The sequence below is a fragment of the Alicycliphilus sp. T452 genome (assembly GCF_054512775.1).
Window position 1 is genome coordinate 243,816 of sequence record NZ_JBTNEH010000003.1, and the last position, 23,968, is coordinate 267,783.

Consider the following 23,968-nt stretch of genomic DNA (forward strand, 5'->3'; position numbering starts at 1 on the left):
CGGGGCTCAGCGGCCCATGGTCTGGATCAGGGTGTCGAAGATGCTCTGCGCGATCTGGAGCATCTTGGCCGAGGCCTGGTAGGCCTGCTGGTACTGGATCAGCTTGGCGGCCTCTTCGTCCAGGTTCACGCCCGAGACCGCCGTGCGGTCGCTCTCCAGGTTGTTGGCGATGGTGGCGGACAGGTCGGCCGCGTACTGCGCGCTCTGCACGCGCGTGCCCACCTGGGCCATGGCGCCGGCCCAGCCGTCCTGCATGGTGGCGTTGTCGAACATCCGCACGTCGCGCAGGTTCATCAGCGCCTGGGCGTTGCCGGCGTTGCGCGTGTAGGCATCGCCGTACTGCGGGTCGAGCGCGTTGCCGACGGTGACCGTGTCGCCGGTCTTGGGCGAGCCCTGCAGCGTGATCTGCCAGCCGTCGATGTCGATGGGCTGGCCCGATGTGTAGTTCAGGGTGGTGCCCGAGGGCGGGGAGACCGTGGAGCCGGTCACGGTGTAGGTGGCCGGCGGGCCCGCGTTGAAGCTCAGCGTCACCGGGGTGTTCGGTGGAATGGGCGGGTTGGGCGGTGCCGTGGCCTTGAGGCTTGCCAGCTGCATGGTGCCGCCATTGGCGGTGCCCATGGAGGCGTTGACCGGGTTCGCCGCCGCCAGGTCGCGCGGCGAATAGACCAGCGACTGGATGTTGGCCGCCGCGCTGGAGAAAGGCTTGAACAGGATGCTCTCGCCCGCCGCGCCCGTCGCCGTGAGGTTGAAGCCGAGCCCGTCGATGTTCTGCAGCGCCGGGTCCGCGAGGCTGGTGAACGCGGTGCTCTTGCCGTCGGACAGGCGCACCACCTGGCCCGCGTTGGGCCCGGTGAAGCGGACCTCGTAGTCCGAGGCGGCGAACTGCGTCGCATCGGCGTAGGTTACGGTGCCCGCCGCGGTGGCGCTGCTGGTGTAGCCGGCGGCGCTGGCGGGCACCGAGAACAGGTTGCCGCCCGGGTTGCCGTCGAGCGTCAGGCCCAGCTGGTTCTGGGCGTTCATCGTCATGCCGATGGCCTGGGCCATGCGCCCGAGCAGGTTGCGCGCCTCGGCCAGGTCGCTGTTGGAAAAGCGCATCAGGCCCGCGACCTCGCCGCCGCCGAGCATGTCTGCGTTCAGTTCCAACGGCGTGGTTCCGGGGCGGTTGAAGAACAGCGCCAGCTGGCCGCTGCCCGGGTACTGCTTGCTCTCGTCGATGGACAGAGAGGTCGCCGTGGTGCCCAGCACCAGCGGCTGGCTGCCCGCCACGAACAGGCCCACGGTGCCGTCGTCGGCGGGCACCTGGGTGGTCTGGATGTACTGGTTCAGCTCGCGGATGAGCTGGTCGCGCTGGTCCAGCAGATCGTTGGGCGTCTGCCCGTTGCCGCGCGCGCGCGCGATCTGCTCGTTCACGCCCGCGATGTTCGTGGCCAGGCTGTTGATCTTGACCATGTCGTTCTTGAGCTGCTCGCTGACAGTGGTCTGCAGGTCCTCGATCTGCTGCGCCGCCGAGCGCATGCGGCCGGCCGTCTCGTTCATGCGCGTGAGCGCCACGGTGCGGGCCGTGAGGTCGGTGGGCGAGCCCACCACGTCCGACAGCGAGTTCATCATGTCGGTGATGGCCGCGCCCAGGCCGCTCGTGCCGCCGCTGAAGACGTCCTGCAGCTGGTTGAGCTTGTCCGAGCGCGCCTGGTCGGCCGCCTGCGTGGAGCCGGCCATGGCCGCCTGGCGCGTGAGCAGCTCGTTGTGGTTGCGCAGGATGGTCTGCACCGCCACGCCCTGGCCGATGTAGCCGCCGCCCGTGTACTGGCCCTGCACGGTGACGAGCTGCGCGCTCTGGCGCGAATAGCCCGGCGTGCTGACGTTGGCGATGTTGTGCCCCGTGGTCTGCAGGGCCACCTGGTTGGCGAGGAGGGCGCGTGCGCCGACGTTGAGGAGGCTCATGGTTCAGTGCTTCAGGCTTGGGTGCCGGGCGCCTGGGCCACGACAGGGTTGCGCGCCACGGACTGCGTGCTCTGGATGGCGCGCGCGAGCTTGGTGGCGTACTGCGGGTCGGTGGCGTAGCCGGCCTTCTGCAGCTCGGCCGCGTAGGCCTGGGCCGAGTGGGTCTTGGCGCGCGCCTTCTCGTAGCGCGGGTTGTCGTTGATCAGGCGGGCGTAGTCGCGGAACGACTCCTCGTAGGAGCCGTAGGCCCGAAAGCGCGCCGTGACCTTGCGCGGCTGGCCGTTCACGTATTCGGTGGTGGTCACCTCGGCCACCTTGCCGGTCCAGCCCTTGCCGGCCTTGATGCCGAACAGGTTGAAGGCGTTGCTGCCATCCTTGTTGCGGATCTCGCTTTTGCCCCAGCCGGTCTCGTGCCCGGCCTGGCCCAGCATGAAGCTGGCCGGGATGCCGCTGTCCTGCGCCACGCGCTCGGCCGCGGCGCGGTGGTGCTGCACGAAGTTCTCGCGTCCCTTGGGCGCGCCCGCGCGCGGGTTGTCGGCGGGCGCGGCCTTGCGCAGCGTGGCGTCCAGGCTCAGCGTGGAGCCGGCGTCGATGGTGGTCTGGCCGTCGCCGCCGAGCTGGCGCGAGAGCTGGCGCTGTATGGCATCGGCCAGCCCGCCGGGCCGGCCCGACATCTGCACCGACAGCTGCTGGTCGAACAGGTCGTTCGCCAGGTTGCCCTCGGCGCCGTCGAGCAGGCCGGACTTGGCGGTCGCCTCGCGCATGCTCTTGATGAGCTCGCGCATGAACAGCGATTCGAGCTGCCTGGCGGCCTCCCGCGTGGCGTCCCTGGTGGCCTGCGCATCGCCCTGGCCGGCCTGCAGCTTCAGGGCGTTGAGCGAGCGGCCGTCCACGGCCAATGCCTGGCGGGCGGCCGCGCTGCCCGCGCCGGAGAGGCTGGAGAAGGCCATCAGATCACCTCCAGCTCCGCGTTGAGCGCGCCCGATGCCTTGATGGCCTGCAGTATCGCCAGCAGGTCCTGCGGCGTGGCGCCCAGGGTGTTGAGCGCGCGCACCACGTCGGCCAGCTGCGGCGACGCGGGCACCTGGATCACCTTGCCGCCGTCCTGCTTGAGCTGGATGTCGCTCTTTTGCGCCACCACGGTCTGGCCCTGCGACAGCGGCGCGGGCTGGCTGATGACGGGCGTGCTGCTGATGGTGATCGACAGGTTGCCGTGGGCGATGGCGCAGGGCCCCAGCGTCACGGCCTGGTTGAGCACGATGGAGCCGGTGCGCGCGTTGATCACCACCTTGGCGGCGGGGGTGGAATCGGGCAGCGGCAGCTCCTCCAGCTCGGCGATGAAGTTCACGCGCGCGCCGGGATCTTGCGGCGCCTGCACCTGCACCGTGCGGCCGTCCAGCGCCGTGGCCGTGCCGCCGCCCAGCCGCTCGTTGATGACGCGCGCCACCTTGCGCGCGGTCTGGAAGTCCGAGGCGTTCAGCCCCAGGGTGATGGTCTCGCCATCGTGCAGCGGCGTGGGCACCGAGCGCTCGACCTGCGCGCCGCCCGGGATGCGGCCCGCGCTCAGGTGGTTGATCTGCACCTTGCTGCCGCCGGCCGATGCGCCCGCGCCGCCGACCACCATGTTGCCCTGGGCCAGCGCGTAGATCTCGCCGTCGGCGCCGCGCAGCGGCGTGGCGATGAGCGTGCCGCCCTTGAGCGACTTGGCGTTGCCCATGGAGGCCACGCTCACGTCGATCGCCTGGCCCGGCTGGGCGAACGGGGGCAGCTCGGCGGTCACGATCACCGTGGCCACGTTCTTGAGCTGCGGCGCCGTGGTGCCCGCCGGCAGGCTGATACCCGCCTGCTGCAGGTAGTTCTGCATGGCCTGCGTGGTGATCGGCATCTGCGTGGTCTGGTCGCCCGTGCCGTCCAGCCCCACCACCAGGCCGTAGCCCGTGAGCTGGTTGCTGCGCACGCCCTGCACGGCGGCCACTTCCTTGATGCGCAGCGCATGCGCCGGCAGCGCCGCGGCGAGCGCCAGCACCCCGAACGCGGCCAGCCGCCGCAGCGCGCGGGCGCCGGCCGAAGATGGGAACAGGGGGACGGTGATCATGGCGATGATTGTGGGCCGCCGTGCGCGTCCCGAATCGCCGAAAAGACGGCCCAAATCCCCTCAATTGCGGGACATGGGGTTTTAAGGGAAAAAGTGCCTCCAGCGCTTGCCCATCAAGCGCTGATCGCTATCAATTTTGACTGAGCGTGTGTGTGCGGGGGCCTGGAGGCCCTAGAACGGCGCTACCGAGTTGAACGCCCGCGACAGCCAGCCCATGGCCTGGGCCTCGCTCTGCGCGCCGCGCCCGCGCGACTGCAGGCGCGCGTTGGCCACCTGGGTGGATGCGACCACGCTGCCCGGCTGCAGCGAGCGCGGGTCCACCGTGCCCGAGAAGCGCAGCACGTCCACGTTCTCGTTCACGCCGATCTGCTTCTCGCCCGCCACCACCAGGTGGCCGTTGGGCAGCACCTCGATGACGGTGGCGGTGATGGTGCCGGTGAAGGTGTTGCTGCTCTCCGTGCCGCCCTTGCCCGAGAACTGGTTGGCGCTCTTGGCGCCCAGGTCCAGCTTGCCCAGCTTGCCCGCCCCGATGAACGGGAAGGCCGAGATGCCGGCCGAGGTGTTGGCGCTGCGGTCGATGCTGGAGGTGGAGTTCTGCTTGGCCGTCACCTGCTCCACGATCTGGATGGTGACGATGTCGCCCACCAGGCGCGCGCGCCGGTCCTCGAACGCGGGGCGGTAGCTCGCGGCATGGAACAGGCTGCCCGTGGCCGGCCCCGTGGGGCGCGGCGTGGCGGCCACGGGCGGCGGCGTGGTGGGCAGCAGGTCCACGGGCGGCGGCGGGTTCAGGGTGGCGCAGCCGGCGGCCAGCAGGGCCAGGGCGGCGGGCGCGATCAGGCGCAGGGGGGCGGTCATGGCGCGGCCTCCCATCACAGCTGCGACAGCTTGGCCAGCATCTGGTCGCTGGTCTGTATGGCCTTGGAGTTCATCTCGTAGGCGCGCTGGGTCTGGATCATGGTGACGAGCTCCTCCACCACGTTGACGTTGGAGGTCTCCAGGAAGCCCTGCTTGATGACGCCCAGGCCGTTCGTGCCCGGCTGGCCCTGCTGCGGCGGGCCCGAGGCGGCCGACTCCTTGTACATGTTCTGCCCCACGGGCTGCAGCCCCGCGGCGTTGATGAAGCTGGACATGGCCAGCTGGCCCAGCTGCTGGGGCTGGGGGTTGCCGGCGATGGTGGCGCTGACCACGCCGGTCTCGCTGATGCTGATGCTGGTGGCGCCCTGCGGCACGGTGATGCCGTTGGCCACGGGCAGGCCGCCGGAGGTGACCATGCGCCCCTGCGCGTCGAGCTGGAACGAGCCGTCGCGCGTGTAGCCGATGGTGCCGTCGGGCAGCTGCACCTCGAAGAAGCCGTTGCCGTTGATGGCCACGTCCAGGCTGTTGCTCGACTGCTGCAGGCTGCCCTGCGTGAAGTTGCGGCTGGTGGCCACGGTGCGCACGCCCAGGCCCAGGTGCAGGCCCGTGGGCAGCTGGTTCTCCTCGGTGGTCTGCGCGCCCACCTGGCGCAGGTTCTGGTAGATCAGGTCCTCGAACACCGCGCTGTTGCGCTTGAAGCCGGTGGTGGAGACGTTGGCGAGGTTGTGCGAGATCACGTCCAGCTGGGTCTGCTGGGCGCTCATGCCGGTCTTGGCGATCCACAGGGAATTGATCATGGCGTTTCCTTCTTAGCCGTTGATGCTGAGCAACTGGCCGGCGCTCTTGTCGTCGTTCTCGGCGGTCTGCAGCAGGCGCATTTGTTGTTCGAACTGGCGCGCGGCGGCGATCATGCCGACCATGCACTCCACGGGGTTCACGTTCGAGCCCTCCAGCGCGCCGGCCAGCAGCCGCGCCGTGGTGTCGCTGGCCATGGGCTCGCCCGAGGCGGTGCGGAACAGCCCGTCGTCGCCGCGCTTGAGCGGGTCGTCCTGCGCGGGCGTGGCGAGTTTCAGGCGTCCAAGGGTCTGGGGCTGCTGGCCGGGCACGCGCGCGGTGACGGTGCCGTCCGCGCCCAGGGTCAGCTCGGCGCCCTGCGGCGCCGTGATGGGCGCGCCGCCGTCCGAGAGCACGGGCAGGCCGGTGGGCGTGACCAGCTGGCCCTCGGTCGTGGTCTCGAAGCTGCCGGCGCGTGTATAGGCCTCGGTGCCGTCCAGGCCCTGCACGGCGAACCAGGCGTTGCCCGCGGCCATGGCGTCCAGGTTGCGGCCCGTGTGCTGCACCGGGCCGGGGGTCTCCACGTGGCCCGATGTCGCCTCCAGCGCGAACACGCGCGTGGTCGATCCGCTGCCCTGCAGCGGCACCGAGCGGAAGTTGGACATCTCGGCGCGGAAACCGTGGGTGGAGACGTTGGCCAGGTTGTTGGACAGCACCGCCTGCCGGTGCGCGGCGGCGCTGGCGCCGGTCATGGAGGTGTAGATGAGGCGGTCCATGGCGTGGTCTCCCGTTCAGGCGTCAGCGCAGGTTCACCAGGGTGGACATGATCTGGTCCTGCGTCTTGATCGTCTGCGCGTTGGCCTGGTAGGCGCGCTGGGCGGTCATCATGTTCACGAGCTCGGCCGTCAGGTCCACGTTGGAGTCCTCCAGCGCGCCCGAGCGCAGCGAGCCGAAGGCGCCGTCCGTGGGCGCTCCCATGGTGGGCTGGCCCGACGCGGAGGTCTCGACCCAGAGGTTGTTGCCGATGTCGGCCAGGCCCTGCGTGTTGCGGAAGCTCGCGAGCGCGATCTGTCCCTCGGCGCGGGTCACGCCGTTGGAGTAGCCCGTCATGATCGTGCCGTCGTTGCCGATGTTGATGCCCGTGAGCTGGCCGGCGGTGTAGCCGTCCTGCGTGAGCTCCGACACCGCGAACTTCGTGCCGAACTGGGTCACGCCGCCGAGGTCGATCTGCATGGTGTAGGCGGGCAGGTTGTTGGGGTTCGGCGTGGGCGGCGTGATGGTCACGGGCATCTGGAAGCCCGTGGCCGGCGGCGTGGCCGCGGGGCCGACGATCTTGCCGTTGTTGTCGAACGTGATCTGGCCGATCGGCGTGGCCACCACGGGCGGCGAGGCCGTGGGGTCGTCGAGCTGGGTGTACACGTCCCAGGTGTTGGCCGTCCCGGTCTTCTGGAAATACAGATTCACGGTGGTGGCCACGCCCTGGCTGTCGTACACGTTGATCGACGTGCCGTAGGTCGAGCGCGGCGTGGCGGCCACGGGAGGCGTGGCGGAGGGGTTGCCGGCCGCGTCGGGCGCGCGCGCGTCGAGGTTGAACGAGGCCTTGATGGTCGTGGTCTGCTTGGCCGGTATCGGCGCGCCCGTCGGGAATACCAGGGGCTGCGGCGTGCTGGAGGTGCGCAGGCCCGTGTCGGGATCGACGGGGTAGCCCAGCACCTTGCCGTTGTTGTTGGTGACGACGTTGCCCTGGTTGTCGAGCTTGAAGTTGCCCGCGCGCGTGTAGGCGTAGCTGCCGTCGGGCTGCTGGATCTTGAAGAAGCCGTTGCCGTTGATGGCCACGTCCATGTTGTTGCCGGTGACGGTGATGTTGCCCTGCGTGAACTGCTGGGCGATGTCGTCCACCTGCACGCCGATGCCCGCGTTGCCGGTGCTGGCCGTGCCGATGGCGGTGGCCACCATCTCGGCGAATTCGGTGCGCGACGCCTTGAAGCCCACGGTGCTCGAGTTCGCGATGTTGTGGCCGATCACGTCCAGGTTCTTGCTGGCGGCGTTCAGGCCCGAGAGGCCCTGCTGGAAAGCCATGGTTTTCTCCTTGTCGGTGGATGGGGGCGGCGCCGTTCAGAGCACGGCGCTGATGCTGGAGTACTTGACGGTGCTGCCGTTGTCGAGCGTGAGCGTGAGCGCGCCCGCATCCGTGCCCGTGCCCGTCACCTTGGACTGCATGAGGGTGGTGCTGGCGACGGCGCCGTCCTTGTTCGTGGCGGCGACGCGGAACGTCAGGTCGCTCTTGTTGCCGGTGTACTGGCTCGCGTCCCAGGTGAAGTTCTGGCGGCCCTTGTCCAGCGCGCCCATGTCCACGGTGTCCACCACCTGGCCGCCGGGCGTGACCACCTCCACCTTGACCGAGGTGGCGGCACCCGCCAGGTCGAACGCGCCCGTGGCCGTGCCGTCGTCGCCGTAGGCCAGCTTGTTGCCCTGGGCCAGCACCGAGCGGCCGATCATCTGCGTGCCCTGCAGCGTCTGCATGGCGGAGAACTGCTCGGCCATGGTCTGCATGGTGAGGTTGAGCTGCTGGATGCCCGTCACCGTGTTGATCTGCGCCATCTGCGTCGTCATCTGCGCGTTGTCCATGGGGTTCATGGGATCCTGGTTGTTGAGCTGCGCGACGAGCAGCTTGAGGAAGCGGTCCTGCATCGCGCCCGGATCGGTGGACGAATCGCGGGTCTTGGACGTGGTGGTGGCGCCCGCGTCGAGCGCGCTGGTGTCGATGGCGGTGATGGACATGGCGGAAAACTCCTTTATTGCCCCATCTGCAGGGTCTTGAGCAGCAGCGTCTTGGCCGTGTTCATGACCTCGACGTTGTTCTGGTACGAGCGCGAGGCGGAGATCATGTTGACCATCTCCTCCACCGCGTTCACGTTGGAATGGGTGACGTAGCCCTCGGCATCGGCCATCGGGTTGGACGGGTCGTGCACGCGCCGGCCGGGCACGTCGCTTTCCTGGATGGTCGAGACGCGCACGCCGGCCGAGCTGTCCGCGCCCATGGGCGTGGTCTGGAACACCACCTGGCGCGCCTTGTAGGCCTGGCCGTCGGGGCCGGCCACGGCGTCCACGTTGGCCAGGTTGCTGGCCACGACGTTCAGCCGCTGCGACTGCGCGCTGATGGCGCTGCCCGAGACGTTGAAGATCGAGAACATCGACATGGGCGTTGGCTCCTTACTGTCCCTGGATGGCGCTGAGCATGGTCTTGGCGCCGCTGTTGATGAAGCGCAGCGTGGCCTCGTAGCGCACGGCGTTGTCCACGAAGGCGGCGCGCTCGCGGTCCATGTCCACGCTGTTGTTGTCCAGGCTGGGCTGGGTCTGCAGCGCATAGCCCAGCGCGCCGCCCGACTGGCCGGTGCCGGCGGCCGGCAGCGGGATGTGGCGCGGGTCGCTCACGCCCTGCTGGCGCATGGCGCCGGGCGCCTGGGCTTCGGTGGCGGCGCGCATGGCGTCGGCGAACTGGAAGTCGCGCGCCACGTAGCCGGGCGTGTCGGCGTTGGCGATGTTGCTCGCGATGGTGCGCTGGCGCTCGGAACGCAGCAGCAGCGCGTTGCCGTGAAAGTCCAGCCGCTGGGTCATCTTGTCGAGCATGGTTCCTCGGGGGTGAAGTGGTCGGGGGCCGCGGCGCGGAGGCTTTGCGGCGTGCGTCGATTATGGAAACCGCCCGCTTTTGCGAAAGCGCGAAGAGCGCGGGCATTGGCCCGCTGTTCGGCGCTTCCGGCGGGGGGGCGGCGGCCTACAGTGCCTGTTCATGCAAGCCGGAGCCGAAGCCATGCCGCATTCCCCGTCCCGCCCATCCCGTGCCGCCCGCGCGCGCCGCCTGCTCTGGGCGGCGCTGGCGCTCGCCGCCGCCCTGGCGCCCGCGGCGCGCGCGCAGGACGCGGCCGGGCAGGAACTCTCCGCCATCGGCCAGCGCTGGCTGGGCGACGCGCTGGCGCAGGCCCAGGGCGGCGCGCTGCCGCTGCGCATGGAGGTGAGCGTGGGCCAGCTCGATCCGCGCCTGCGGCTTGCCGCCTGCGCCCGCGTCGAGCCCTACCTGCCCGCGGGCGCGCGCCTGTGGGGCCGCACGCGCCTGGGCCTGCGCTGCGTGGACGGGCCCACGCGCTGGAACGTGTTCCTGCCCATCACCGTCAAGGCCTTCGGGCCCGCCTGGGTGCTGGCGGGCAACGTGGCCAGCGGCGCGGTGCTGAGCGAGGCCGACGCGGTCGAGGCCGAGGTGGACTGGGCGGCGGAGCCCGCCGCCATCGTGGCCAACCCCCAGGCCTGGGTGGGGCTGGTCGCCACGCGGCCGCTGGCCGCGGGGCAGGCGCTGCGCCAGAACATGGTGCGCGCGCCCGACCTGTTCAAGGCGGGCTCCCCCGTGCGCGTGGTGGTGCAGGGGCCGGGCTATGCGGTGACATCGTCGGGCCAGGCCATGAGCGCCGGTGCACAGGGGCAGAATGTGCGCGTCCGCATGGCTAATGGGCGTATCGTTGCTGGTATTGTGCTTGAGGATGGGACAGTGGAGGCTGCTTTGTGAAAGCTTTGGCCCCATAAAGCGCTAAAGTCTGCTCCCTGCCGGCCGAAAACATGGCTACTGGCCCCACATCTCACAGGGGTGGTGGAGAGTGCGATGAAGATTGGAAACAACCCGGATATTGCGAGCACCTTGTCGCAGGCCGCTGCCGCCCGGCAGCAGGCCAAGGCGGCTGCGCCCGCGCCCGCCGCCGAGGCAGCGAGCCAGAGCGCATCGCGCGCCGCCGCGGGCGTGCCCGTCACGCTGTCCGCCACGGCGCGCGGCGTGGAGGCCGGCCGCAGCACGGCCGACTTCGACGCGGGCAAGGTCAAGGCCATCAAGACGGCCATCGACAACGGCAGCTTCGAGGTCGATGCCGAGGCCGTGGCCGACAAGCTGCTGGCCAACGCCTACGAAACCCTGTCCCGTTCCCGCGGCTGACTGCCGTCCGGGGCGGACGTCCATAGATTCGCCCCATGCCGCTCGACGACACCCTCTCCTCCATCGAAGCGCAGCTGCAGGACATGCAGGCTGCGCTGCTGTCCTCCGATCCTCACACCCTCGAACAAACCGCCGCGCAGCTGCGCCAGGCGGCAGCCACCCTCGCGCAGGCCCTGGGCCCGAGCGTGCAGCAGGGCGCGGCGGAACGCGTGCAGGCCATCGCCCGGCGGCTGACCCTGGTGCGTGACCAGCTGGCGCGCGTGCTGGCGCTGACCGAGCAGCAGGCGGCGTCCCTGCTGCCGCCGGCGCAGGGGGTGACCTATGGGCCTTCCATGGCGCCGCAGGGCGCGGCGCGGATCTACCGGGCGCTGGGGTAAGGTTCAAAAAAGATAGCTACCCCCGCAAGACCACAGGGCGCCGGGGGCAGAAAAGACTCAATGTCCCCGCATCTTGGTCCGCAGCCGCGCGATCGCCTGGCTGTGCAGCTGGCACACGCGCGACTCGGTCACGCCCAGCACGGCGGCGATTTCCTTCAGGTTCATGTCGTGCTCGTAGTACATGCCCATGATGTGCTGCTCGCGCTCGGGTAGCTGCTTGATGGCCGCCACCAGCGAGGTGCGCAGGCGCTGGTCGCGCAGCACGGCCATGGGGTCGGCGCCCTCGTCGGCCACGTGGCGGTCCAGGAAGCCTTCCTCGCCCTCGTCGCTGCCGCTCATGTCCTCCAGGTACACCAGCTGCGTGCCGCGCACCTTGCCCAGCAGGGTCTGGTAGTCCGCCAGGTCCATGCCCAGCTCGGCGGCGATCTCGGACTCCATGGGGCTGCGGCCCAGGCGCTGCTCCACGCGGCGCAGGGCCTGCTCGATCTCCTTCTGGCTCTTGCGCGCGCCGCGGCTCATCCAGTCGCCCTCGCGCAGCTCGTCGAGCATGGCGCCGCGGATGCGCTGGCTGGCGAAGGTCTCGAACTGCACGCCCTGGGCCGCCTCGTAGCGCGAGAGTGCGTCGGTCAGGCCGATCATGCCGACCTGGATCAGGTCATCGAGCTCCACGTTGGGCGGGAGCTTGGCGATCATGTGGTGCGCGATGCGCCGCACCAGGGGCAGGTGCTGGTGAAACAGCGCGTCCCGGTCGAGCTGGCCTTTCGCTGTGTACATAGGGGTCAGTGGCTCCGGTCCAGGGGGGAATGGATGGCGCAGCCTTGCGTGGGTAGCAGGGGCAGGGCGGCGTCCAGGGTGCCGGCATTTTCCAACAGTTGCAGGGCCAGGCGCTGGATGTCCTGTGCGCGCGCTGCGGTCACCGTGGTGGTGTGGATGGGCAGGCCCAGGTGCTTGTGGGCGCTGCGCTGCAGGGTCGCAAGGGTCTGGGCGGTCTGCTGCTGCTGCGGGGCGACGCCCGGCGGCACGATGGCGGCCACGGTGCAGCGCACGCCCGCGTGCAGCGCCATGTGCTTGAGCTGGCGGTAGCAGCGCACCATGCCCTGCGTGCCGGGGCCGGTCATGATCAGCGGCATGCTGGCGCTGCCGTGCAGGAGCGGCGCGAGCCGCTCGGGCGGCGCATGCAGCACCACGAGCGCATAGGCGCGGAACAGGGGGTGCAGGCGCCGCAGCGCGGCCGTGCCTTCGCTCCGGGCCTGGCCCGCCAGCCATGCCAGGCCGTGGGCGGCAGGCAGCACGGCCAGCGAGGTGCCGGCGGCCGCCGTGTCCAGCGCCTCGGCGCCGGGCCAGGGCGCGGGGCTCAGCAGCTGCGCGAGCCCGGGGGCGTGCGGCTCTTCTCGCGCGGTGCCGTCCAGCACCACCACGGGGTAGCCCAGGCGCTGCAGGTGCGCGCACAGCTGCCACAGCATCTCCAGCCAGGGGCCGCCGTCGGGCTGGCTCAGCACGGCCAGCAGGCGCAGGTCGCTCTGCGGGGTGAGGCTGTGCAGGCCCGTGGCCTGGTGCAGGGCGGTGTCAAGCAACATCGGCCAGTCCTTGTTCGTGGGCTGCCTCGGTGGCCGGCGAGAAGAAGAAGTTGAGTTCGCTGACCTTGGGGTCGAAGGCCGACTTCACGTTGGTGCGCATGGAGGTGCGCACGAGCTTGTGCGCATCGGCGGCCTCCCAGTCCTCGGGCACGCGCTGGCCGTTGGTCACGCCGCGCAGCACCAGCTGGTGGCGGATCAGCGCGTCCAGGGCCGGGCCGAGCTTCACGGCCTCGTCCACCTTGGACAGGATGGCCTGCTGCGAGCCGCCGGTCTTGAAGCCGGTGAGCACGTCGTCCAGCGTGTCGCCGTGGCTGCTGGCGTTGAGCACCAGCAGGCGGTGCACGCCGGGCAGGTCGAGCACGTCGAGCAGCTCGCGCCTGCGCGGGTCGCGCGGGGCCACGCCCGTGGTGTCGATGAGCACCATCTTCTTGCCTGCCAGCAGGCCCAGCAGGTCCTGCAGGGCCGCGCGGTCGTGCGCCAGGTGCGCCACCACGCCCAGCATGCGGCCGTAGGAGCGCAACTGCTCGTGCGCGCCCACGCGGTAGGTGTCCAGCGTGATCAGGCCCACGCTGGCCGGGCCGTGGATGCGCGCGCACAGCGCGGCCAGCTTGGCCGTGGTGGTGGTCTTGCCCACGCCGGTGGCGCCCACCATGGCGTAGATGCCGCCTTCCTCGTACAGCGGCAGCGCCTGCGCGTCGGTGTGCAGGTTGCGTTCGAGCACGTCCATGAGCCAGCGCACCGCATCCTGCGCGCCCAGCTGCTCGGGCAGGTGCTCCAGCACGGCGCGCGAGAGCGCCGGCGAGTAGCCCGCGCGGATGAGCTTGAGCATCAGGTTGGACTGGATCGGGTTCTGGCGCGCCTGGCCCAGCCAGGCCAGGGTGTTGAAGCGGTCCTCGATCAGGTCCTTCATGGACTGCAGCTCCTTCATCAGGCTCTGCTGTCCCAGTCCCGCGGCCAGCGTGGGAGCGGCGCTGGCCGCAGGGGCGGGCGCCTCGCCGCGGCGCGGCGTGAGCTGCTCGGCCCCCAGGGCGGCGTGCATCGTGCGCAGCGGGTTGTGGCGCGCCACGGGGGGGCTCGCGGGCGGCTGCGCGGGCAGTTCCGGTGCTGCATGGCGTTCCAGGGCCGCGCGCTCGCTCGATGGCGCCAAGGGCGCGGCGCCCGCGCCGTGCAGGGCCTCGTGGCGGCGGCGCAGCATGCGCTCGCGCACATAGTCCTGGAACGACAGCGTGCTCATGGCCAGCTGCTCCGTGTCCTTGGCGACCGTGCTGCGGGCCTCCGTGCCGGGCTGCGCCGCACCGGGCGCGGGGCGGGGCAGGTCCTTCTGCGCGCGCATGGGCTGGCTCGCGGCCAGGTCGTCGGCGCGCTCCTGCAGGCGGCTGGGCGCGGGCTCCGCGCCGCCATGCAGGCTGCTCGACAGGCTCTCCTCGGCCGTGGCCATCACCTCCACGCCATCGGCCGTGGGGCGGTTGGACAGGATCAGCGTGCCCTCGCCGAAGGCCATGCGCGCCTTGGCCAGGGCCTCGCGGGCTGTGGGGGCGGTAAAGCGTTTGATGTTCATGACGATGCGCCTTGGAGGATGGGGCCGATGCGGATGGTGTGGGTTTCAGGGATCTCGCTGTGCGCCAGAACCTGCAGGCGCGGCGCCACGCGGCGCACCAGGCGCGCGATGGCGCCGCGGATGGCGTCGGGCACCAGCAGGCAGGCGGGCATGCCCAGCTCCTCCTGCTTGAGCGCCACCTCGGCGGCCTTGCGCGTGAGCAGGTCGGCCACGCCGGGGTCCAGCGCCGGGCCATTGGCGTTGGAGAGGGCCTGCACCAGCAGGCGCTCCAGGCCGGGCTCGATGGCGATGACGCTGAGCTCGCGCGTGGGGCCGTAGATCTGCTGCACGATGGCCGGCGAGAGCGCGATGCGCACGCGCCGCGCCAGCTCGGCCGGGTCCTGCGTGCTGCCGGCGTGCTCGGCCAGCGTCTCGATGATGGTGCGGATGTCGCGGATGTGCACGGACTCCTCCAGCAGCAGCTGCAGCACCTTCTGGAATGTGGTGATGGAGACCATCTTGGGTACGACTTCCTCGATCAGTTTGGGTGCCAGCCGGCTCACATGCTCGACGAGCTGTTGCGTCTCGGAGCGGGAGAGGAGCTTGGCGGCGTGCACTTGCATCAAGTGTGACAAATGGGTCGCCATCACGGTTTCCGAATCAACCACGGTAAAGCCCGCCATTTGTGCCGCTTCCTTCTGGCCCGCGTCGATCCAGTGCGCGGGCAGGCCGAAGGCCGGGTCGGTCGTCGGCGTGCCGATCAGCGGGGTGGAGATGCCGCCGGGGTTGATGGCCAGGAACATGCCGGGATGCGCCTCGCCCTCGCCCACCACCACGCCGCGCAGCAGCACGCGGTAGCTGCTCGGCTTGAGCTCCAGGTTGTCGCGCACGTGCACGGCCGGCGGAAGGAAGCCCACCTCCTGCGCGAACTTGCGGCGCACGCCCTTGATGCGCGTGAGCAGGTCGCCCTGGCGGTTCTTGTCCACCAGCGCGATCAGGCGGTAGCCCAGCTCCAGGCCCAGCAGGTCCACGGGCTGCAGGTCGTCCCAGCTGGCCTCGCCATCGCCCACGGGGGCGGGCGGCGCCTCGGGCTCCACGGCCGCCTGCCTCTGGCGCTGCAGCAGCAGCCAGGCGGCCCAGCCCAGGCTGCTGCCCATGACCAGGAACACCGCGTGCGGCATGCCCGGTATCAGGCCCAGCAGCACCAAAATGGCGCCCGCCATGCCCAGCACGCGCGGCGACATGAACAGCTGCTGCACGATCTGGCGCCCCATGTCCGAGTCCTTGCCCACGCGCGAGATCACCATGGCCGCGGCCACCGAGATCAAGAGGCCCGGGATCTGCGCCACGAGGGCGTCGCCCACGGCCAGCAGGATGTAGCTGTTGGCCGCGTCGCCGGCCGACAGGCCGTGCGACAGCATGCCGATGGCGAAGCCGCCCACGATGTTGATGATCAGGATCAGGATGCCGGCGATGGCGTCGCCGCGCACGAACTTGCTCGCGCCGTCCATGGAGCCGAAGAAGTTGGCCTCCTCCTGCACCTCGGCGCGGCGGCGCTTGGCCTCCTTCTCGTCGATCAGTCCGGCGTTCAGGTCCGCGTCCACGGCCATCTGCTTGCCGGGCATGGCGTCCAGCGTGAAGCGCGCCGACACCTCGGCGATGCGCTCGGCGCCCTTGGTCACCACCACGAAGTTGATGACCACCAGAATGGCGAACACGATCAGGCCCACGGCGAAGTTGCCGCCGATCAGGAAGTGGCCGAAGGCCTCGATCACCGCGCCCGCCGCGCCCGGGCCGGTGTGCCCTTCCAGCAGCACCACGCGCGTGGAGGCCACGTTGAGCGACAGGCGCATCAAGGTGGTGAGCAGCAGCACCGAGGGGAAGGCCGCGAAATCGAGCGGCCTGACCATGTAGGCGGCCACCATCATCACCATCAGCGCCACGGCGATGTTGAGCGTGAAGAACGTGTCGAGCAGCCAGGCGGGGATGGGCAGCACCATCAGTCCCAGGATGGCCACCACCAGCAGCGGGGCCGACAGCCCCTGCAGGGCAGAGCCATGGGCGCCGGCCCATTGCCTCATGGCATGGAGTGAAGAGGGCGTGGTCATTCGTTAGCTGTGGCAGTGGCAGCGGCCGGCTTGTGGTGCGGGTCGAGTTCGGGGGGGATGTGCGCGTCGGGCACGGGCTGGGCATCGGGCATGCGGCCCTCCCCGCGCAGCGCGGCCTTCAGGCGGTACACATAGGCCAGCACCTGGGCCACCGCGGTGTAGAGCTGGGCGGGGATGGGCTGCTCCAGTTCGGCGTGGGCATACAGCGCGCGCGCCAGCATGGGCGATTGCAGCACCGGCACGCCGTGCTGCTGGGCCAGTTCCCGGATCCTGAAGGCCAGCAGGTCCGTGCCCTTGGAGATCACCTGGGGGGCGCCCATGCTGGCCTCGTCGTACTTCAGGGCCACGGCGTAGTGGGTGGGGTTCATGACCACGAAGTCGGCCTTCGGGACCGCGGCGATGCTGGCGCCGTCGGCGATCTCGCGCGCGCGCTGGCGCTGGCGGCCCTTGATCTGCGGGTTGCCGTCCGACTCCTTGTGCTCCTGCTTGACTTCCTCGTGGCTCATCTTCAGGCGCGACTTGAAGAAGAACGCCTGCAGCGGCACGTCGATCACGGCGAACAGGAAGACCACCAGCAGCAGCAGGCTCATGCCCGAGACGATCCACTGCCCCGCGTGGCGCAGCGACAGAGGCGATGGCTGCAGCACCAGCACGGCCATCTGCTCGACGCTGCGGCCCATGAAGTTCCAGGCCACCGCCGTGAGGATGCCCGTCATCAGCACCATCTTGGCCACGTTGGCCAGCTGCTGCTTCGAAAACAGGTTGGCCAAGCCCGACAGCGGGTTGAGCCGGTTGAACTGCGGCGTGATGGGCTTGAAGCTGAAGATCCAGCCGCCCGCGCCGATGGCGCTCAGCAGCGCGGCCCCGCCCGTCAGCAGCGCGAACGAGGCGCTGGCCAGCAGGCCCACGCCGGCCATGGTCCGCAGGCGCGCCAGCATCTCGCCGGGCATCTGTACGGTGGCGGCGTTGAACACCAGCTGCTGGCGCAGTGCGCGCTGCAGGTATTCCATGAACCAGGGCGTCAGCACCAGCAGCGCCAGCGCCCCCGTTCCCAGGATGGCCAGGTGCGACAAATCCCGCGAGCGCGCGGCCTGGCCGTCGCTGCGGGCCTTCTGCAGCTTGCGCTCGGTGGCGGGGAGGTTTTTGTCTTGGCTCGAACTCATGGCGGCATGACGTCAGGGTCAGGCCATTGTCGGGAGCCGGCGGAAAAGCGAAAGCCCGAATAAAGGGGCTGGGGCGGCGCTATTCGGAGCGGGGGAGCAAGCCCTTCATCCCCCCTCTCCCCGGGAAGGGCAGGGACGAGGGGGCCACGGCTTTCAGAAACCCAGGCTGGCCAGCAGGTCGTCCACCTGCGACTGGCTGGTCACCACGTCGGGCGTCGATTCCGGGTTGACCACGGGTCCCTGCAGGTGCTCGCGGCGCGGCGCGGCAGGCGGCTGCGGGGCCGCCTGCTGCGGCGCGGTCTGTATCAGCAGCTGCACGAGCTGCTGCTCGATGGTGGAGGCCAGGTTCACCACGCGCGCGATCACCTGGCCGGTGAGGTCGTGGAAGTCCTGCGCCATCATGATCTCGGTCAGGTGCGTGTCGGCCTCCCGGGTCACGCGCTCCACGTCGCCCAGGAAGTTGTAGATCTCGCCCTTGGCCACGGCGGCCACCGGGTCCGCCACCAGGGAGTTGACCATGCGGCGCGTCTCGCTGGCAATGTAATCGTGCTGGGCCTTGGCCTGCTCCACGCGTGAGAGCACCTTCTCGGCCGCCTCGCCCGTCAGCCGCGCGATGTAGGACAGGCGGCTTTGCGCGTCGGGCAGCTCGCCCATGCTGCCGCGCAGCTGGTCGGCGTAGCCCAGCTCGGTGAGTGCGTTGTGCAGCTGGCGCGTGAGCTGGCCGATCTGGTTGTGAATAGGGCCCGCCGCGCCGGGCGCGACCGCATCCTGGTCCTCTGCCTGCATGCTCACAGCCCCATTTTTTTCAGGATCAACGACACCTTCTCCTCAAGCGTGGCCTTGGTGAAGGGCTTGACGATGTAGCCGGCCGCGCCGCCCTGGGCCGCGGCCACGATGTCTTCTTTGCGCGCCTCGGCCGTCACCATGAGTACCGGCAGGTGCTTGAGGGTGTCGTCCTTCTTGATCTCGGTCAGCAGCTGAAAGCCGTTCATGTTGGGCATGTTGATGTCCGAGACCACGAAGTCGAACTTGCCGTTGCGCAGCTTGTTCAGCGCCACCACGCCATCCTCGGCCTCGTCGGCCTCGGTGTAGCCGCTTTCCTTGAGCAGGTTGCGGACGATGCGCCGCATGGTGGAGAAGTCGTCAACGATCAGAAAGCGAAGGGCGGAGGACACGAAGGACCCTTTCGGTGCAAGTGGGGAAGGCTATGGTTGGAAAATTGCCAGCAATGCGACACATTGTTACTTATTTTTTGGGGGCGGCGTCGGATTGTCCTGTTTTTCGGCCTCGGCCGGGGGCAAGGGGAATGCAATATTCCTCTTTCCCATGAGCCGTTCCTCGGCCTCGTGCGTCAGTACGGTGATGGTGATGCGGCGGTTCACCGGCGCGCGCGGGTTGTCCGGCTCCAGCAGATCGCTTGCCGCCAGGCCCACCACGCGGCCCAGCCTGGCGTCGGGCATGCCGGCGGCCACCAGCTCGCGGCGCGATGCGTTCGCGCGGTCGGCCGACAGCTCCCAGTTGCTGTAGCCGCGGTCGCCATTGCCGTAGGGCGCGGCGTCGGTGTGGCCCGCCAGGCTGATGCGGTTCTCCACGCCCCCCAGGGCCGCGCCGATCTCGCGCAGGATGTCGCGCATGTAGGGTTTGACCAGCGCGCTGCCGCTGTCGAACATGGGGCGGTTCTGGTCGTCCACGATCTGTATCTGCAGCCCGTCGGGCGTCACGTCGATGCGGATCTGCGAGCGGTACTCGTTCAGGCGCGGGTTCTCGGTGATCATGGCGTCGATCTTGGACTGCAGCGCCTTGATGCGCTGCGCGTCCAGGCGCGCGCGCTCGGCGCGCACCGTGTCGATGCTGCGCGGATTGGTGTTGCTCTCGGAGTCGGAGCGGCGCACCTGGCCATGCACCTTGGACAGATCGTTGCCGCCGCCTGGAATCACGCTGGAGCTGTTGCCCGAGCCGTCGCCCCCCTGCATCGCGACCTTCAGCGGCGAGGCGAAATACGCCGCAATGCCCTGCAGCTCGCCCTTGGCCGTGGAGCCCAGCAGCCACATCAGCAGGAAGAAGGCCATCATGGCCGTCACGAAGTCGGCGTAGGCGATCTTCCAGGCGCCGCCATGGGCCGCGTGGCCGCCCTTCTTGATGCGCTTGATGATGATCGGCTGGAGCTTCTTCTCGGCCATGGTCGCCTGCCCGGGCTGTTACTTCTTGCCCTTGACGTGGCTTTCGAGCTCGGAAAAGCTCGGCCGGTCGCCCGAGAACAAGACCTTGCGGCCGAATTCGATGGCCGTGGACGGGTTGTATCCCTGCATGCTGGCCAGCAGCGTGGACTTGATGCAGGCGAACTCCTTGCCCGCATCCTCGGCCTTCTGCTCCAGCAGGCCGGCCAGCGGCTCCACCAAGCCATAGGCCAGCAAGATGCCCAGGAAGGTGCCCACCAGGGCCGAGGCGATCATGCCCCCCAGCACCGCCGGCGGCTGCCCCACCGAGCCCATGGTGTTCACCACCCCCAGCACCGCCGCCACGATACCGAAGGCCGGCAGCGCGCCGGCCAGCCGCGTGAGGGCCGCCACGGGGGCGTGAGCCTCCTGATGGTGGGTGTCGATCTCGCTGTCCATCAGCGCCTCGATCTCGTGGGCGTTCAGGTTGCCCGAGACCATCATGCGCAGGTAGTCGGTGGTGAACTCCAGCACATGGTGGTCCGTGCCCACGGTGGGGAATTTCTTGAAGATCTCCGAGTCCTGGGGCGACTCCACGTCCGCCTCGATGGCCATCAGGCCCTCCTTGCGCGCCTTCTGCAGGATCTCGTAGAGCATGGCCAGCAGCTCCATGTAGCGCGCCTTGGTGTATTTGTTGCCCTTGAGCACCTGCGGCAGCATGGCCATGGTGGCCTTGAGCACCTTGGGCTGGTTGTTCACCACGAAGGCGCCCGCGGCGGCGCCGCCGATGGTGATCATTTCAAAGGGCAGCGCCTCCAGCACCACCTTGATGTTGCCGCCATGGGCGATGAACACGCCGAAGACGCATCCGAAGGTGACGAGGTAGCCGAGGATGACGAACATGCTGGGGAATTCTGGGAGCAAGGGGAGCGGTGCAGGCACCGCGTGCGGGTGGGAAGCCTAGAGTTTGTATCGGATTGTCGCGGCAAAAATGAAATGGGGCCCCGTGGGCGGCAGCTTTCGGCGACGCGGCGGGGTTCGTATCGAAAAGCGCCTGGCCAGGCGCCTGCCCAGGGGCGCAACTCAACCCTTGAGCAGCGACAGCACGCCCTGCGGAATCTGGTTGGCCTGGGCCACCATGGCGGTGCCGGCCTGCTGCAGGATCTGGGTGCGCGACAGGTTGGCGGTCTCGGCCGCGAAGTCCGCGTCCTGGATGCGGCTGCGCGAGGCGGACATGTTCTCCGAGGAGGTGTTCAGGTTCGCGATGGTGGTCTCGAAGCGTGCCTGCAGGGCGCCGAAGCTGGCGCGCTGGCCGTTCACGGCGGCCAGGGCCGAATCGATGATCTTCAGCGCCTTGGTGGCGCCGTCCGCGGTGGATACGTCGATGGTGTTGACGGAGTTGAGCGTGGAGGGCGTGGCCGTGACCGGAGGGGTGCCCGTGATGTTGCCGATGGAGAACCCCTTGTCGGAATTCATTTCCAGGTAGCCGCGCGCCGTGGCATAGCCCCCGGCGGGGGCGGCTGCCACGCCAACCACGAAGGTCGGGGTGCCTGAGGTGGCGGACACCGCTGCATCGTAGGCGCCCAAGGAAATGGTGTTGCCTGCCGCGGAATTGTTCTGGATCTGGATGTCGGCGCCTGATTCATTGATCAGGATCACGCCATCTCCGTTGGCATTGAGCTTGGCGGTGATGCCCGTCTGGGACGAAACGTCATTGAACGCCTTGATGCTTTCCGCAAGGCCCGCTGCGGTGGCGCCAGCGGCGCTTACGCTGAAGGTCACGTTGGCGGCGGTGGTGTTGTCCCCCTTGACGGCCAGGGAGTAGGAGCCGCTGGCCGCGAAGTTGTTCAGCTGGACCTGGTTGCGCGCGCTGGCGGTGACGCCCGTGGCTTCCGACAGCGCATTGATTTTGGCGGTGGCGGTCGCCATGGTGTCCGTGGGCGTCAAGGTCACGGTTTTGGACTGCAGTCCGGCCACGTCGAACGTGCCCGTGAGTGCGGTGGGCGCCGCCGTGGCGGTGACCGTCACCGGTGCCGATTGCTTGAGCTGAGCACCATAGGTAGCGGTGCGGAAGTTGCCCGTGGTGGCCGTGATGGTCTGGTTGGCATTGGCGCCCACCTGGAAGGTGGCCGAGCCAAAGGAGCCATCGAGCAGCTTCTGGCCGTTGAACTCGGTGGTCACAGCCAAGCGGTCCAGCTCCGACAGCAGCTGGCCCACCTCGGCCTGGATGGCCTTGCGGTCGCTGGCCGAGTTGGTGGCATTGGCCGACTGCACCGAGAGTTCGCGCACGCGCTGCAGGATGTTACCCGCGCCCGCCAAGGCGCTTTCCGCCACCTGCGACAGCGAAATGCCGTCGTTGGCATTGCGTGCCGCCTGGTTCAGGCCGCGGATCTGGCTGGTGAAGCGTTCGGAGATGGCCAGGCCCGCGGCGTCGTCCTTGGCGCTGTTGATGCGCAGGCCCGAAGACAGGCGCTGGATGGAGGTGTTGAGCGACCCCTGGCTCACGCCCAGGTTGCGCTGGGCGGTCAGCGAGGCGACGTTGGTATTGATGGTGGATGCCATGGCGGAACTCCTGCGTGGCTGGGTACAAAGATTCGTGCCGGCTCAAGCGTTGCCCCCTGCGGCCGACGGTGCGGGAACGATGAGCAGATTGTGGTGAGCCGCCATCGGCCTGTTGGCTGGATAAGTGGCGCAAAAACCAGCCAATCTGCGGATTTGTGCCTCAAGGCCCCTAAAGTTTTCCAGCCACAACCCGAAAACACATTCAACGGGCCGTTTGAAACAAGAAGTGACGGACCGCTGTTCAACAGGCCGCCCGGTCGGGCACTGTGAACCCTGAGGCCAGATGGTTCTGGGCCCAGTTGGCGGCAACGCCATATACATGACAGTTCCTTCAGGAGAGTAGCAATGGCATCCACCATCAATACCAACGTCGCCTCGCTGACCGCCCAGCGCAACCTGGGCGTGAGCCAGGGGTCGCTCAACACCTCCATCCAGCGCCTGTCTTCGGGCCTGCGCATCAACAGCGCCAAGGACGACGCCGCGGGCCTGGCCATCTCCGAACGCTTCACCAGCCAGATCCGCGGCCTGAACCAGGCGGTGCGCAATGCCAACGACGGCATCTCGATGGCGCAGACGGCCGAAGGCGCGCTCAAGGCCTCGGGCGACATCCTGCAGCGCGTGCGCGAACTCTCGGTGCAGTCGGCCAATGCCACCAACTCGGCCAGCGACCGCAAGGCCATCCAGGCCGAGGTGGGCCAGCTGCTGTCGGAGCTGGACCGCATCTCCGTGACCACCGAGTTCAACGGCCAGAAGCTGCTCGATGGCTCCTTTGGCTCGGCCACCTTCCAGGTGGGCGCCAATGCCAACCAGACCATCACGGCCACCACGGGCAACTTCCGCACCACCACCTATGGTGCGCAGATCAACAACAGCAAGCTGGTGGAGGCTGCGGCGACAGCTACTGCCTTGACGGGCACGGTGGTGATCGCAGGCCTGCAGACCAAGACGGCGACGCTGAGCGCCACCGATACTGCAGCTACCGCTGCTGCCGCTATCAATGCGCTGTCCGATGCCACCGGTGTGACTGCATCTGCGCGCAACGTGTCGGAACTCAAGTTTGCCGCCACAGGTGCCGTGTCTCTGGCCGTGAAAGGAGACAACTCCACTGCTGCGAACGTCACGTTCAACGTGTCTGGCAACACGGCTGCCGGCCTGGCCGAAGCGGTCAAGGCGTTCAACGATGCGTCTTCGCAGACGGGGGTCACCGCTAAGCTCAATGCAGCAGCGGATGGCATCGTCCTCACCAACGAGGCTGGCGCCGACATCAACCTGACGAACAACAGCGCTACGGTCGGTATCACGCTTGCGGCACAAAATGCTGAAGCAACGACCACGCCGACTTTTGGCGCTGCATTCGCTGCCGCAGCGGCTGGGGGCGCCGCAGTTTCTCGCGGTACGCTGGAGTTCGCGTCCGACAAGGGCTACGCCATCACCGGTGCGTCGGTTTTGGCTTCCACCACTGCAGCATCGTCTCTCAAGGCGGTGAACACCATCGACGTATCCACTGCGGACGGCGCCACCAAGGCGCTGAAGATCATCGACTCGGCCCTCGCGGCGGTGAACGGCCAGCGCGCCAGCTTCGGTGCCCTGCAGTCGCGCTTCGAGACCGCGGTGAACAACCTGCAGACCTCGTCCGAGAACATGTCCGCCTCGCGCAGCCGCATCCAGGATGCCGACTTCGCGTCCGAGACCGCCAACCTGTCGCGCACCCAGATCCTGCAGCAGGCCGGCACCGCCATGGTGGCCCAGGCCAACCAGCTGCCCCAGGGCGTGCTGTCGCTGCTGCGCTGATGCAGCGCCAGGGGTCGCGCCGCAAGGCGTGGTTCCTGCGAAGGCCCCGGACGCGCG

Annotated in this window: 24 protein-coding genes; 4 read left to right on the plus strand and 20 right to left on the minus strand. The window is 69.0% G+C overall.

Features of this window, described 5'->3' with window-relative positions:
- Nucleotides 1–6 precede the first annotated feature (6 nt).
- The 10 genes from flgK to flgB all read right to left on the minus strand — a co-directional run bounded on the left by flgK (nucleotide 7) and on the right by flgB (nucleotide 9,295).
- Nucleotides 7–1,941, minus strand: coding sequence for a flagellar hook-associated protein FlgK (flgK, locus tag ACX12L_RS04210; protein WP_459261433.1), 1,935 nt, complete (start codon nucleotides 1,939–1,941; stop codon nucleotides 7–9).
- Between the two features lie 11 nt (nucleotides 1,942–1,952).
- On the minus strand, nucleotides 1,953–2,891 hold the full coding sequence (flgJ, locus tag ACX12L_RS04215; RefSeq protein WP_459261434.1) for a flagellar assembly peptidoglycan hydrolase FlgJ: 939 nt from the start codon (nucleotides 2,889–2,891) through the stop codon (nucleotides 1,953–1,955).
- On the minus strand, nucleotides 2,891–4,036 hold the full coding sequence (locus tag ACX12L_RS04220; protein WP_459261435.1) for a flagellar basal body P-ring protein FlgI: 1,146 nt from the start codon (nucleotides 4,034–4,036) through the stop codon (nucleotides 2,891–2,893). The genes flgJ and ACX12L_RS04220 overlap by 1 nt, the downstream gene beginning before the upstream one ends.
- Nucleotides 4,037–4,207: 171 nt before the next feature.
- Nucleotides 4,208–4,891: a flagellar basal body L-ring protein FlgH gene (locus ACX12L_RS04225; RefSeq protein WP_459261437.1), complete on the minus strand. Its 684-nt coding sequence runs from the start codon at nucleotides 4,889–4,891 to the stop codon at nucleotides 4,208–4,210.
- Between the two features lie 14 nt (nucleotides 4,892–4,905).
- Complete coding sequence (gene flgG / locus ACX12L_RS04230; protein ID WP_094438842.1) at nucleotides 4,906–5,688, minus strand: flagellar basal-body rod protein FlgG; 783 nt, start codon at nucleotides 5,686–5,688, stop codon at nucleotides 4,906–4,908.
- Nucleotides 5,689–5,700: 12 nt separating this feature from the next.
- Entirely contained in the window at nucleotides 5,701–6,441 is a 741-nt protein-coding gene (gene flgF, locus ACX12L_RS04235) for a flagellar basal-body rod protein FlgF (RefSeq protein WP_459261438.1), read from the minus strand.
- 22 nt (nucleotides 6,442–6,463) lie between these two features.
- On the minus strand, nucleotides 6,464–7,744 hold the full coding sequence (gene flgE / locus ACX12L_RS04240) for a flagellar hook protein FlgE (RefSeq protein ID WP_459261439.1): 1,281 nt from the start codon (nucleotides 7,742–7,744) through the stop codon (nucleotides 6,464–6,466).
- Between the two features lie 36 nt (nucleotides 7,745–7,780).
- A complete protein-coding gene (locus ACX12L_RS04245) occupies nucleotides 7,781–8,446 on the minus strand; it encodes a flagellar hook assembly protein FlgD (RefSeq protein ID WP_459261441.1) in 666 nt (221 codons plus the stop codon).
- 14 nt (nucleotides 8,447–8,460) lie between these two features.
- Nucleotides 8,461–8,865 carry a flagellar basal body rod protein FlgC gene (gene flgC / locus ACX12L_RS04250; RefSeq protein WP_459261442.1) on the minus strand — a complete coding sequence of 135 codons (405 nt, stop codon included), beginning with the start codon at nucleotides 8,863–8,865 and terminating at the stop codon, nucleotides 8,461–8,463.
- Between the two features lie 13 nt (nucleotides 8,866–8,878).
- Nucleotides 8,879–9,295, minus strand: coding sequence for a flagellar basal body rod protein FlgB (flgB, locus tag ACX12L_RS04255; RefSeq protein WP_459261443.1), 417 nt, complete (start codon nucleotides 9,293–9,295; stop codon nucleotides 8,879–8,881).
- Nucleotides 9,296–9,476: 181 nt separating this feature from the next.
- On the opposite strand from flgB, the gene flgA reads away from it, so the two are divergent.
- From flgA to ACX12L_RS04270, 3 genes are all read left to right on the plus strand, one after another.
- Nucleotides 9,477–10,223 (plus strand): flagellar basal body P-ring formation chaperone FlgA, encoded by a 747-nt coding sequence (gene flgA, locus ACX12L_RS04260; RefSeq protein ID WP_459261444.1) that lies wholly within the window; start codon nucleotides 9,477–9,479, stop codon nucleotides 10,221–10,223.
- 93 nt (nucleotides 10,224–10,316) lie between these two features.
- Nucleotides 10,317–10,640 carry a flagellar biosynthesis anti-sigma factor FlgM gene (flgM, locus tag ACX12L_RS04265; protein WP_459261445.1) on the plus strand — a complete coding sequence of 108 codons (324 nt, stop codon included), beginning with the start codon at nucleotides 10,317–10,319 and terminating at the stop codon, nucleotides 10,638–10,640.
- Between the two features lie 35 nt (nucleotides 10,641–10,675).
- Nucleotides 10,676–11,017 (plus strand): hypothetical protein, encoded by a 342-nt coding sequence (locus tag ACX12L_RS04270; RefSeq protein ID WP_459261446.1) that lies wholly within the window; start codon nucleotides 10,676–10,678, stop codon nucleotides 11,015–11,017.
- A 57-nt stretch (nucleotides 11,018–11,074) separates the two neighbouring features.
- On the opposite strand, the gene ACX12L_RS04275 is transcribed toward ACX12L_RS04270, so the two are convergent.
- The 10 genes from ACX12L_RS04275 to ACX12L_RS04320 all read right to left on the minus strand — a co-directional run bounded on the left by ACX12L_RS04275 (nucleotide 11,075) and on the right by ACX12L_RS04320 (nucleotide 22,120).
- Entirely contained in the window at nucleotides 11,075–11,791 is a 717-nt protein-coding gene (locus tag ACX12L_RS04275) for an RNA polymerase sigma factor FliA (protein WP_459261448.1), read from the minus strand.
- Nucleotides 11,792–11,796: 5 nt separating this feature from the next.
- Nucleotides 11,797–12,594 (minus strand): hypothetical protein, encoded by a 798-nt coding sequence (locus ACX12L_RS04280; protein ID WP_459261449.1) that lies wholly within the window; start codon nucleotides 12,592–12,594, stop codon nucleotides 11,797–11,799.
- Complete coding sequence (flhF, locus tag ACX12L_RS04285) at nucleotides 12,584–14,152, minus strand: flagellar biosynthesis protein FlhF (RefSeq protein ID WP_459261451.1); 1,569 nt, start codon at nucleotides 14,150–14,152, stop codon at nucleotides 12,584–12,586. The genes ACX12L_RS04280 and flhF overlap by 11 nt, the downstream gene beginning before the upstream one ends.
- A complete protein-coding gene (flhA, locus tag ACX12L_RS04290; RefSeq protein WP_459261452.1) occupies nucleotides 14,149–16,239 on the minus strand; it encodes a flagellar biosynthesis protein FlhA in 2,091 nt (696 codons plus the stop codon). The genes flhF and flhA overlap by 4 nt, the downstream gene beginning before the upstream one ends.
- On the minus strand, nucleotides 16,236–17,402 hold the full coding sequence (locus ACX12L_RS04295; RefSeq protein ID WP_459261453.1) for an EscU/YscU/HrcU family type III secretion system export apparatus switch protein: 1,167 nt from the start codon (nucleotides 17,400–17,402) through the stop codon (nucleotides 16,236–16,238). The genes flhA and ACX12L_RS04295 overlap by 4 nt, the downstream gene beginning before the upstream one ends.
- Nucleotides 17,403–17,555: 153 nt before the next feature.
- A complete protein-coding gene (locus tag ACX12L_RS04300) occupies nucleotides 17,556–18,188 on the minus strand; it encodes a protein phosphatase CheZ (protein WP_459261454.1) in 633 nt (210 codons plus the stop codon).
- Between the two features lie 2 nt (nucleotides 18,189–18,190).
- Nucleotides 18,191–18,577 (minus strand): chemotaxis response regulator CheY, encoded by a 387-nt coding sequence (gene cheY, locus ACX12L_RS04305; RefSeq protein ID WP_459261455.1) that lies wholly within the window; start codon nucleotides 18,575–18,577, stop codon nucleotides 18,191–18,193.
- A 66-nt stretch (nucleotides 18,578–18,643) separates the two neighbouring features.
- Complete coding sequence (gene motB, locus ACX12L_RS04310) at nucleotides 18,644–19,582, minus strand: flagellar motor protein MotB (RefSeq protein ID WP_459261456.1); 939 nt, start codon at nucleotides 19,580–19,582, stop codon at nucleotides 18,644–18,646.
- An 18-nt stretch (nucleotides 19,583–19,600) separates the two neighbouring features.
- Nucleotides 19,601–20,461: a flagellar motor stator protein MotA gene (gene motA, locus ACX12L_RS04315; protein WP_013520644.1), complete on the minus strand. Its 861-nt coding sequence runs from the start codon at nucleotides 20,459–20,461 to the stop codon at nucleotides 19,601–19,603.
- A 180-nt stretch (nucleotides 20,462–20,641) separates the two neighbouring features.
- Nucleotides 20,642–22,120 (minus strand): flagellin N-terminal helical domain-containing protein, encoded by a 1,479-nt coding sequence (locus tag ACX12L_RS04320; protein ID WP_459261458.1) that lies wholly within the window; start codon nucleotides 22,118–22,120, stop codon nucleotides 20,642–20,644.
- A 345-nt stretch (nucleotides 22,121–22,465) separates the two neighbouring features.
- Between ACX12L_RS04320 and ACX12L_RS04325 the strand changes: the two genes are divergently transcribed.
- The gene (locus ACX12L_RS04325; RefSeq protein WP_459261459.1) at nucleotides 22,466–23,911 is read left to right on the plus strand and encodes a flagellin N-terminal helical domain-containing protein; all 1,446 of its coding nucleotides are present in this window, start codon (nucleotides 22,466–22,468) and stop codon (nucleotides 23,909–23,911) included.
- Nucleotides 23,912–23,968: the final 57 nt, after the last annotated feature.